Raw genomic sequence first — 9,814 nt, 5'->3', positions numbered from 1 at the left:
CACCGACCTTCAACTGCATCTCCTGGACCTTCTCGACATCGATCCACGAGACATCCGCTGAAGATCACTCACGTGCGGAAAACGGGGCTAGCTCGGCCCGCAGCTCCTCCACCGTGGTGACCGGCAGCCGGCAGGCGAACCCCCTGCACACGTAGGCGGCCGGCGCGCCCCCGATCGGCCCGCGCCCTTCCAGCAGCGCCGGGAACGGCTCCCCGCCGGCCTCGCCGTCGCCGGGCGCGACCACCAGGCCCGGCACGTCGGCCAGCAGCGCCTCCCGGTGCAGGGCGGCCGTACGCGGGTCGGCGGGGCTGCCGACGACCGCCACCTCCACGGGCCCGTCGAGCGCCGCGCGGACCACGGCCAGCCCCCAGCCGGCGAACCTGGCGTGCCGGTCGGCCAGCACCGACACCGTGGCGAGCGCGGCCGCGGCGGCCTCCCGGTGCCTGGCCGAGCCGGTCAGCGCGCCGTAGGAGAGGAGGGCCCCCGCGGCCGCGTACTGGCCGGAGGGCGTGGCGTTGTCGGTGGGGTCCTGTGGGCGCTGGAACAGCCGTTCGGCGTCGTCAGCGGTGTCGTAGAAGCCGCCGGAGCCATCGGAGAAACGGTCGAGGACCGTGTCGAGCAGTGTCCCGGCCAGCCGGAGCCATTTCGTCGCGCCGGTCACGCCGTAGAGGGAGATCAGGCCCTCGGCCACGTTCGCGTAGTCCTCCAGCACGCCCGCGTTGGCGCCCGCGCGCCCGTCGCGGGAGGTGCGCAGCAGCCGCCCGCCGGTCGTGTGCACGTCCGCGAGCAGCTCGGCCGCCGCCGTGGCCGCCTCGACCAGGTCGGGGCGCTCGAACACCACGCCGGCCTCGGCGAGCGCCGCGACGGCCAGGCCGTTCCAGGAGGCCACGACCTTGTCGTCACGGCCCGGCCGCACCCGCAGTTCCCTGGCCGCCAGCAGCCTGCCGCGCACGCCGGCGTACCGCACCGGGTCCTCGGGGTCGCGCGGGAGCTGGAGCACCGACGTGCCGTGCTCGAACGTGCCGGTGACGTCGAACAGCCCGGTGGCCCAGCGCCCGTCGTCGTCGCCGAGGACCTCGCGCAGCTCCTCGGGCGTCCAGACGTAGAACTTGCCCTCCACGCCCTCGCTGTCGGCGTCGAGGGCCGAGGCGAAGCCGCCCTCGGGCGTACGCAGCTCGCGCAGCATCCAGCCGGCCGTCTCCAGCGCCACCCGGCGGGCCAGGTCGCCGCCGCCCGCCTTCCACCAGTGGGTGTACACCCGCAGCAGCAGGGCGTTGTCGTAGAGCATCTTCTCGAAGTGCGGGACCACCCACTCGGCGTCGACGCTGTACCGCGCGAAACCGCCGCCGAGCTGGTCGTAGATGCCGCCGCGGGCCATGGACGCAAGCGTCCGGCCGCTCATCTCGCGCTCGCCGGAGCGCAGCAGGAACTCCAGAACCATCGACGGCGGGAACTTCGGCGCGCCGCCGAACCCGCCGTTGACCGGGTCGAACGACTCCCGCAGGTTGGCGACGGCCCGCTCCAGCGTCTCCGCCTGCGGAGCGGCGCCGCGCGGGAACGCGGTGTTCTGGTTGAGCGCCTCGACCACCTTGGCCCCCTGCGCCAGCACCGACTCCCGGTCGCCGGTCCACACCCGGTGGATCTCGGCCAGCAGGCGCCGGAAGTGGGGGCGCGGGAAGTACGTGCCGCAGTAGAACGGATGGCCGTCGGGCGTGGCGAACACCGTCATCGGCCAGCCGCCCTGCTGGGTCATGGCCTGGGTGGCGGTCATGTAGACGGCGTCGACGTCGGGCCGCTCCTCGCGGTCGACCTTGACGTTGACGAAGTGCTCGTTCATGAGGGCGGCCGTGTCGGCGTCCTCGAAGCTCTCGTGGGCCATCACGTGGCACCAGTGGCACGCCGAGTAGCCCACGCTGATCAGCAGCGGCACGTCCCGGCGCCGGGCCTCGGCGAACGCCTCCTCGCCCCACGGGTGCCAATCGACGGGATTGCCCGCGTGCTGCAGCAGGTATGGGCTCGTGGCGTCGTTCAACCGGTTCATCAGGACCTCCCCCGCTCACCCTAAACCGCGTCCCCGGGGCCGGGCCGCCACCCCCGCGGCTGACTCGGGCAGGGCGGACGGCGTAGGTTACGGGCGTGGACATCGACTACGTCTGCGCCCACGCCGGCCGCCCGCCGGCCGCCGTCACGCGCAGGGACGTCGCCCGCGCGCTGCTGGCCGTGCCCTCGGGCGTGGCGCTGGTGGCGCTGCCCGATCTGCGGCGGGCCATGGTGTCGGCGGGCAACCCGCTCTCGCAGCCGTTCTGGGACTCCGCCAAGGCCACGCTCGGCTCCATCGAGGCGGGCGTGGCAACGGTCGGCGACGTGCAGCGCTGGGTCGAGTCCACCGGCACCGAGCCGATCCTCATGACGCCCAGCTACTTCGTCTGGCCCGAGGAGGACGAGCGCGGTCCGGTCGCGGCCGAGATGTTCGGGCGCATGGTCTCCTTCCTGGAGGAGCGCGTCGGCTCCGGCGAGATCGATCCGGACGCGCTGGCCCAGGGCGACCACGCCGCCCGCCGGGCGTACGAGGAGCTCCAGGAGCACTGGCTGGCCACGCCGCTGCCCGACGGCCGGGTGCCCGGCTTCGCGGTCAGCGACGAGCAGGACGAGGAGCTGTTCGCCGCCCTCGACGAGGAGGAGGCGTTCGCGCTGTCGGAGCTGCGCCGCATCGTCGGCGAGCTGCCCAAGGCGCCCGAGCTGCCGCTGGTCGAGCTGGAGCTGGCCGCCGCGCGCCTGCGCGTGCTGCTGGACCTGCCCGGCTACCCGGCCAACGTGCTGCGCGCCTGCGCCGGGTTCGACGACCGGCCGATGCCCGACGACGACCGGGAGTTGTGGCTGGCGGTGGCGGCGGGCGTGGCCGGGCCGATCTCCGACCTGTCCGAGGACGACGACGTGCCGGAGGAGTTCGCCGACCTGGAAGGGGAGCTCGGCCACGAGGACACCGCCCTGGCCAATCTCTGCGCGATCCAGCACGCCGACTGGCTGGCCGCGGTGGCGGCGCTGGCCCGCATGGGGCCCGGGGTGCTGGCCTCGCCGGAACGCCTGGCCAGGCTCATCGCCGAGTCCGGCGACATCGAGTCGGGCGAGCAGGACGACGACGACCTCGACGCCACCGAGGGCCTGTTCGCCTCGGTGGTCAGCCTGTGGACCTACCTGGGCATCGTGGACGCCGACGAGGTGCTGACCCCGCTCGGCTGGTGGGGCCTGCCCAAGGCCCTGGAACGCGCCTGGTCACCCCGCGACTGACGGGTCGCTGTACTCCTTGAACTCGGGGTGACGCTCGATGTAGCGGGCCACGTAGGGGCACAGCGGCACGATGCGCAGCCCGGTGTCGATGCTCGTGCGCAGCGCGTAGTCGACGAGCCTGCTGGCCAGGCCCTGACCCTCGTAGGCGGGCAGCACCTCGGTGTGCGTGAAGACGACTTTGGTGGGCAGCAGTCGATAGTCGGCGAACCCGGCGACCTTGCCGTCGACGAGGACCTCGAAGCGGCACTCCGTCGAGTTGTCGACTACTTCGATCGGCATCTATTCGGCTTTCTTGTCCGTGTCGCCCTCGTGCGGAATCTGGATCTTCGACATCTGCTTGTTCATCGACTTGATCAGGATGTAGAGGGCCAGCCCGATGAGGGCGACGACGGTGAAGCCGAGCAGACCCGGACTGACATCACCAGCTGCGAGAACTGTCACACCTTCAGTCTGCCACCCGTGTGCCGTGGTCCGGTCAGTGGCAGGCGGGTGAGACGTCCTCGGCGTGGATGCCGGCGAACAGGTCGTCCTCGGGCAGCTCGGTGTCGACGAGCGAGCGCGCCAGGTGGTAGTCCTCGGTCGGCCAGATCTCCTGCTGCAGCTCGCGCGGGCAGACGAACCAGAAGCCGTCGGGGTCGACCTGGGTGGCGTGCGCGAGCAGCGCCTCGTCGCGGATCTGGAAGTACTCGCCGCACGGCACCCGCGTCGTCACCGGCCACTTGGCGGGCCGGTCCTCCCAGCGGGAGATCCAGTCGGAGTACGGGGAGCCGAGCCCGCGCTCGGTCATGGCCTCGTGCAGCGCCTCGAAGCGCTCCTTGGTGAAGCCCATCTGGTAGTAGAGCTTCATCGGCTGCCACGGGTCGCCGGCGCCGGGGTAGCGGTCGGGGTCGCCGGCCGCCTCGAACGCCTCGACGGAGACCTTGTTGGTCATGATGTGGTCGGGGTGCGGGTAGCCGCCGTCGTCGTCGTACGTGATGATCACGTGCGGGCGGAACTCGCGCACGGCGGCCACCAGCGGGGCGGCGGCGTCCTCAAGCTTCTGCACGGCGAAGCAGCCCTCGGGCAGCTCCTCCTCCTCGCTCTCCGGCAGGCCGGAGTCGACAAAGCCCATGAAACGCTGCTGGACCCCGAGAATCTCGCGGGCCCGCTCCATCTCCGCCCTGCGCACCTCGCCGATGTTGGCCACGATCTCGGGCCGGTCCATCTTCGGGTTGAGCACGGAACCCCGCTCACCGCCCGTGAGGGTACAGACCAGCACTTCCACGCCTTCGCGCACGTAACGCGCCATCGTGGCGGCGCCCTTGCTCGACTCGTCGTCGGGGTGGGCGTGGACTGCCATCAACCTCAGGGGTGCACTCACGGGCGCGTTCTCCTCACAGGGTCTCCTCGGTGGAGGACCGGTCACTCGTCCAGAGAGGTTAGTTTCTGCTGGGCGGTCGCGAGGGCACGCCCCCCGCGGGCGACAATTGTCTCGGATAACGCTCAGGGAGTGCAGGGAGATTCCGCCATGGTCACCGAAGATGTCGGGAACGGACCCGTTCTCGGCACACCCGACGACTTCCCCGACCGTCCGAAGAGAGGCGGCCGGCTGGTCGTGCATGTCGTGATCGGCGTGCTGGTGGCCATCGTCGCCGGTGGCTGGGGATGGGTGATGTGGTCGATGACGGCCGGCGGCGGCTCGGAGGCCCCGGCGCAGGTCGTCTCGTTCAGCATCGACGCGCCCGGGCGCGCGGAGATCACCTTCGAGGTGTACAAGCCCGACGATAGAGTGGCCGTCTGCCGGATCAGGGCACTGGACGTCTACCACGCGGAAGTCGGTAGCAAGGAAGTAAGAATCCCGGCTGGTGAGGGTAGTAAGCAGCTCAAGGAGAGCCTCGACACCAGTGGTCAGGCCACTTCCGTCCACATCCAGTACTGCAATCTCGTATAGTGAGACATTTGGGGAAGCGTCCGGTCGGTTGAGTTGTTAGCCTTTCGCAATTCAACCGTCCACATCCTCAAGTGATCTCAGGGCCCCCTAGGCAAGCAAGGAGAACCCGTGGCCGACTCTCGCGATGAGAACGTCACATGGCTGACGCAGGAGGCGTACGACCGCCTGAAGGCGGAGTACGAATATCTCTCTGGCCCCGGGCGCGTCGACATCGCCAAGAAGATCGAGGCCGCCCGTGAGGAGGGCGACCTGAAGGAGAACGGCGGCTACCACGCCGCCAAGGACGAGCAGGGCAAGATGGAGGCCCGGATCTTCCACCTCCGCCAGATCCTCGACAACGCCAAGGTGGGAGAGGCCCCCAAGACCGAAGGCGTGGTCGGCCCCGGCATGACCGTGACGATCCGGTTCGTCGGCGACGACGACGAGGTCACCTTCCTGCTCGCCTCCCGCGAGGAGAGCGGAGCGCCGATCGACGTCTACTCGCCCAAGTCGCCGCTCGGTTCGGCGATCAACGGCAAGAAGATCGGTGAGAAGGCGACGTACTCGATGCCCAACGGCCGCCAGAACACCGTCGAGATCCTCGAGGCTGTGCCGTACATCGGCAACTGACCCCCGCAGATCCTGACCGCCGGGCCCACGTCGGCCCGGCGGCGTTTTCGCGTTCGCCCGGAATCGCGCAGGATCTCAGCTTCCTGGTGAAGACGCGGAAACGGCGAGACTTATCCAGGCTCATCCCCTTCATCGTGGTGATGCTGGTGGCCGTGCTCACCACCGACGTGCTGGTGCTGGTCCAGACGGGGGAGGAGCAGGCGCCGGTCGAGGTGGTGCGGGCGCGGCCGGTGCCGAAGCAGACGCTCATGGCCGAGTCCCGTGCCGAGCAGCCGGTGGCGCCGCTGAGCAAGCTGCGCAAACCCCACCTCTTCGTGCTCACCCGCAAGCCGTTCACGGACGACCTGCTGCGCAAGGTGGCCAGGCTGCGCGGCGTACGGGCCCTTGAGCTGGCCGACGCGGCCTCGATCTCGCTCGACGGCAAGCGGGTGCAGACGCTCGCGGTGAACCCGTCCACGTTCCGGGCCTACACCCCCAAGGTGACGGCGTCGTCGGACGCCCTGTGGCAGAACGTGGCCTCCGGCGACGTGGCGGTCTCGTTCGTGCTGGGCAACGACGGCGGGCTCGCGCTGCACAGCCGCGTGAGCGGGCCGGCCGGGCCGCTGCGCATCGGCGCGTACGCCACCACCGGGTTCGGCGCGGTCGACGCGGTCGTGTCCAAGGAGACCGGGCGCCGGCTGCGCCTCCCGCGCGACAACGCGCTCATCGTCAGCGCCCCGGGCACGAACTCCGACGCGCTGCGCAGGGCCATCCTGGCCGCGATGCCCAAGGGCACGCAGGTGGCCACCGTCAACCCCGTCCAGCCGCGGCCCAGGGCCGACACCCCGAAGAACTGGCCGTCCGGGTCGTTCATGACCGTGGAACAGCTCACGGCGGCGCTGAAGGCCGCGGTGTCCAAGCTGGGCCGGCCGTACGTGTGGGGGGCCGAGGGGCCCGACACGTTCGACTGCTCGGGGCTGGTGCAGTGGGCGTACGGGCAGGCGGGCGTACGGATGCCGCGGGTGACCCACCAGCAGTGGGTGGCCGGGCCGCAGGTGCCGCTGGCCCAGGCGCAACCCGGCGACCTGATCTTCTGGCGCAACGACCCGACGAACCCGGGTTACATCTCGCACGTGGCGATCTACTGGGGCGACGGGAAGGTGCTGCAGGCGCCGCGTACCGGTGACGTCGTCAAGATCTCTCCGTTGAGCACCCGGAACCTGGCCGGCGTCGTCCGGGTCAGCCCCGTCGCGGCCGCCCGCGTCCGCTGAACGAACCTTCGGCACGAACCGCAGTTCGGCTCGTGCATTTCGCGCGCAACTGTGTAATCGTGATTACATGTCAACAGACGAGATGAGCGCGCAGGTCCGCGGCTGGTTCACCGGCCGGCTCCCCGAGGGGTGGTTCACCGGGGCCCCCGAGATCGTCCGTGACCGCGAGGAGATCGCGGTGCTCGGCGCGCTGCCCGACCCGCCCGCCGACACCCCCGAGGCCGAGCGTCTCGCCCTCATCGAGGGGCTGGCCCGCCGGTTCAGGGAGGAGACCCGCGAGCGGCGGATCGAGATCGCCCGCGAGGCGGAGCGCCGGTTCCGCCAGAAGGTCTCCTGGGGCGTGCGGTGCGGGGGCGAGACTGTGATGTTCACCACACTCTCTGTGCCCGTGATGACGCGTCTGCGTCAGTCGGAGCGTCAGGTGCTCGACACGCTGGTCGCCGCCGGGGTGGCCAGGAGCCGCAGCGACGCGCTCGCCTGGTGCGTGCGCCTGGTCGGCAAGAACACCGACACCTGGCTGGCCGAGCTGCGCGATGCCCTCCAGCACGTCGACAGAGTGCGCAGCGCGGGCCCCGACGTCAATTCCTGAGAACACCGGTGGAAACGGCTCCGGAAATTGGACTAAACCACTGCGGTAATTGGTTTAGACCACGGGAATTGGCCTGGACCGGCCCCGTGAAATTCCTCTTTTAAATCTCGGAGACCTGGGTAGGCTCCCCGGATCGTCAGGGCCGCTGCCTGCGACGACGGTCGCGCCAATAGGTCTATGCCAATTGGCCTTCATGCGCCTTCGTCGTTAATGATGTCTGGGCCCTGAGAGAGTGGAGGAGTCACAGTCGTGTCCGTTTCCGTGGAAGTGCCCGCGCCGACGAGCAATCGCGAATTGGTCGCGTGGGTGAACGAGATCGCAGCCCTGACCCAGCCCGACCGGATCGAGTGGTGCGACGGCTCGGAGGAGGAGTGGACGCGCCTGACCAACCTCCTCGTCGAGCAGGGCACGCTCACCCGGCTCGCCGCGCGCCCGAACAGCTTCTACGCCAAGTCCGATCCCAGCGACGTGGCGCGGGTCGAGGACCGTACCTACATCTGCTCGGAGCGCGAGGAGGATGCGGGCCCGACCAACAACTGGATCGCTCCAGCGCAGATGCGCAAGACCTTCTCCGAGGTCTTCGCGGGCTGCATGCGCGGCCGCACCATGTACGTCGTCCCGTTCTGCATGGGCCCGCTCGGCGGCGAGATCTCGCAGCTCGGCGTCGAGATCACCGACTCCGCGTACGTCGCCGTGTCGATGCGGATCATGACGCGCATGGGCGACCGGGCCCTGCGCCTGATCGAGCAGCGCGGCGGCTTCGTCAAGGCCGTCCACTCCGTCGGCGCCCCGCTGCGGCCGGGCCAGCACGACGTGGCCTGGCCGTGCAGCTCCACCAAGTACATCAGCCACTTCCCCGAGACCCGCGAGATCTGGTCCTACGGCTCGGGCTACGGCGGCAACGCGCTGCTCGGGAAGAAGTGCTACGCGCTGCGCATCGCCAGCGTCATGGCCCGCGACGAGGGCTGGCTGGCCGAGCACATGCTCATCCTCAAGCTCACGCCGCCCGACGGCGAGACCCGTTACGTCGCCGCCGCCTTCCCGAGCGCGTGCGGCAAGACGAACCTGGCCATGCTCCAGCCGACGATCCCGGGCTGGAAGGTCGAGACGATCGGCGACGACATCGCCTGGATGCGCTTCGGCGACGACGGCCGCCTGTACGCCATCAACCCGGAGGCCGGCTTCTTCGGCGTCGCGCCCGGCACCGGCCAGGTGACCAACGCCAACGCGATCAAGACCCTCTGGGGCAACAGCATCTTCACCAACGTCGCCCTGACCGACGACGGGGACGTGTGGTGGGAGGGGCTCACCGAGGAGCCCCCGGCGCACCTGACCGACTGGAAGGGCCGCTCCTGGACGCCCGACAGCGACGAGCCCGCCGCCCACCCGAACGCCCGCTTCACCACACCCGCCTCCCAGTGCCCGACCATCGCACCGGAGTGGCAGGACCCCAAGGGCGTGCCCATCTCGGCGATTCTCTTCGGCGGCCGCCGCGCCACCGCCGTGCCTCTGGTCACGGAGTCGCTGAGCTGGGAGCACGGCGTCTTTCTCGGAGCCAACGTCGCCTCCGAGAAGACCGCCGCGGCCGAGGGCAAGGTGGGCGAGCTGCGCTACGACCCGTTCGCCATGCTGCCGTTCTGCGGCTACAACATGGGCGACTACTTCGGCCACTGGCTGGACGTCGGCCGGGTCAAGGGCGCGAAGCTGCCGCGCATCTACTACGTCAACTGGTTCAGGAAGAACGACGAGGGCAAGTTCATCTGGCCCGGCTTCGGCGAGAACAGCCGCGTGCTCAAGTGGATCGTCGAGCGCCTCAACGGCGAGGCCAAGGCGAACCCCACGGCGATCGGCCTGCTGCCCGCCGAGCTCGACACCGACGGCCTCGACCTGTCCGAGGAGGACCTGCGGACGCTGCTGTCGGTCGACCGCGACGTGTGGCGCGAGGAGGCGGCCCTGATCCCGGCCCACTTCGAGAAGTTCGGCGACCACCTGCCGAAGGAACTGTGGGACGAGTACGACGCCCTGCTCGACCGGCTCGGCTGAGCAGGCGCGCGCGGTGCGGCGGTGCTGGCCGCCGCACCCTGGCCCGCGCCGTCCCTGCGCGCCGACCACAGGTTCAGCCGCTCCGGCTGGTTGGTACGCGCCACG

10 protein-coding genes are annotated in these 9,814 nt (G+C 70.2%); 6 read left to right on the top strand and 4 right to left on the bottom strand.

Annotated features, from left to right (window positions below):
- Nucleotides 1-64 precede the first annotated feature (64 nt).
- Nucleotides 65-2,041, bottom strand: a complete 1,977-nt coding sequence (locus ABZ444_RS50955; protein WP_358012554.1) for a thioredoxin domain-containing protein — start codon at nucleotides 2,039-2,041, stop codon at nucleotides 65-67.
- Nucleotides 2,042-2,136: 95 nt separating this feature from the next.
- On the opposite strand from ABZ444_RS50955, the gene ABZ444_RS50950 reads away from it, so the two are divergent.
- Nucleotides 2,137-3,288, top strand: coding sequence for a hypothetical protein (locus tag ABZ444_RS50950; RefSeq protein WP_358012552.1), 1,152 nt, complete (start codon nucleotides 2,137-2,139; stop codon nucleotides 3,286-3,288).
- On the opposite strand, the gene ABZ444_RS50945 is transcribed toward ABZ444_RS50950, so the two are convergent.
- Genes ABZ444_RS50945 through mca form a run of 3 tightly spaced genes read right to left on the bottom strand, consistent with a single transcriptional unit; the run spans nucleotide 3,274 to nucleotide 4,648 of the window.
- Nucleotides 3,274-3,567 carry a GNAT family N-acetyltransferase gene (locus ABZ444_RS50945; RefSeq protein ID WP_357974651.1) on the bottom strand — a complete coding sequence of 98 codons (294 nt, stop codon included), beginning with the start codon at nucleotides 3,565-3,567 and terminating at the stop codon, nucleotides 3,274-3,276. The genes ABZ444_RS50950 and ABZ444_RS50945 overlap by 15 nt on opposite strands.
- Nucleotides 3,568-3,729, bottom strand: coding sequence for a hypothetical protein (locus ABZ444_RS50940; protein ID WP_358012550.1), 162 nt, complete (start codon nucleotides 3,727-3,729; stop codon nucleotides 3,568-3,570).
- Between the two features lie 34 nt (nucleotides 3,730-3,763).
- Complete coding sequence (gene mca / locus ABZ444_RS50935) at nucleotides 3,764-4,648, bottom strand: mycothiol conjugate amidase Mca (RefSeq protein ID WP_358012547.1); 885 nt, start codon at nucleotides 4,646-4,648, stop codon at nucleotides 3,764-3,766.
- A 147-nt stretch (nucleotides 4,649-4,795) separates the two neighbouring features.
- Between mca and ABZ444_RS50930 the strand changes: the two genes are divergently transcribed.
- The 5 genes from ABZ444_RS50930 (at nucleotide 4,796) to ABZ444_RS50910 (ending at nucleotide 9,709) form a co-directional block, all read left to right on the top strand.
- Nucleotides 4,796-5,218, top strand: coding sequence for a DUF4307 domain-containing protein (locus ABZ444_RS50930; RefSeq protein ID WP_357974645.1), 423 nt, complete (start codon nucleotides 4,796-4,798; stop codon nucleotides 5,216-5,218).
- A 108-nt stretch (nucleotides 5,219-5,326) separates the two neighbouring features.
- The gene (gene greA, locus ABZ444_RS50925) at nucleotides 5,327-5,827 is read left to right on the top strand and encodes a transcription elongation factor GreA (protein WP_352323258.1); all 501 of its coding nucleotides are present in this window, start codon (nucleotides 5,327-5,329) and stop codon (nucleotides 5,825-5,827) included.
- An 86-nt stretch (nucleotides 5,828-5,913) separates the two neighbouring features.
- Entirely contained in the window at nucleotides 5,914-7,077 is a 1,164-nt protein-coding gene (locus tag ABZ444_RS50920; RefSeq protein WP_358012545.1) for a C40 family peptidase, read from the top strand.
- A 67-nt stretch (nucleotides 7,078-7,144) separates the two neighbouring features.
- Nucleotides 7,145-7,666 (top strand): hypothetical protein, encoded by a 522-nt coding sequence (locus ABZ444_RS50915; RefSeq protein ID WP_358012543.1) that lies wholly within the window; start codon nucleotides 7,145-7,147, stop codon nucleotides 7,664-7,666.
- A gap of 249 nt (nucleotides 7,667-7,915) precedes the next feature.
- Nucleotides 7,916-9,709: a phosphoenolpyruvate carboxykinase (GTP) gene (locus ABZ444_RS50910; protein WP_358012541.1), complete on the top strand. Its 1,794-nt coding sequence runs from the start codon at nucleotides 7,916-7,918 to the stop codon at nucleotides 9,707-9,709.
- Nucleotides 9,710-9,814: the final 105 nt, after the last annotated feature.

This window comes from Nonomuraea sp. NPDC005730, assembly GCF_040630865.1.
GTDB lineage: Bacteria > Actinomycetota > Actinomycetes > Streptosporangiales > Streptosporangiaceae > Nonomuraea.
The sequence above is the reverse complement of the archived record's forward strand: the minus strand, read 5'-3'. Positions and strand labels throughout refer to the sequence as shown.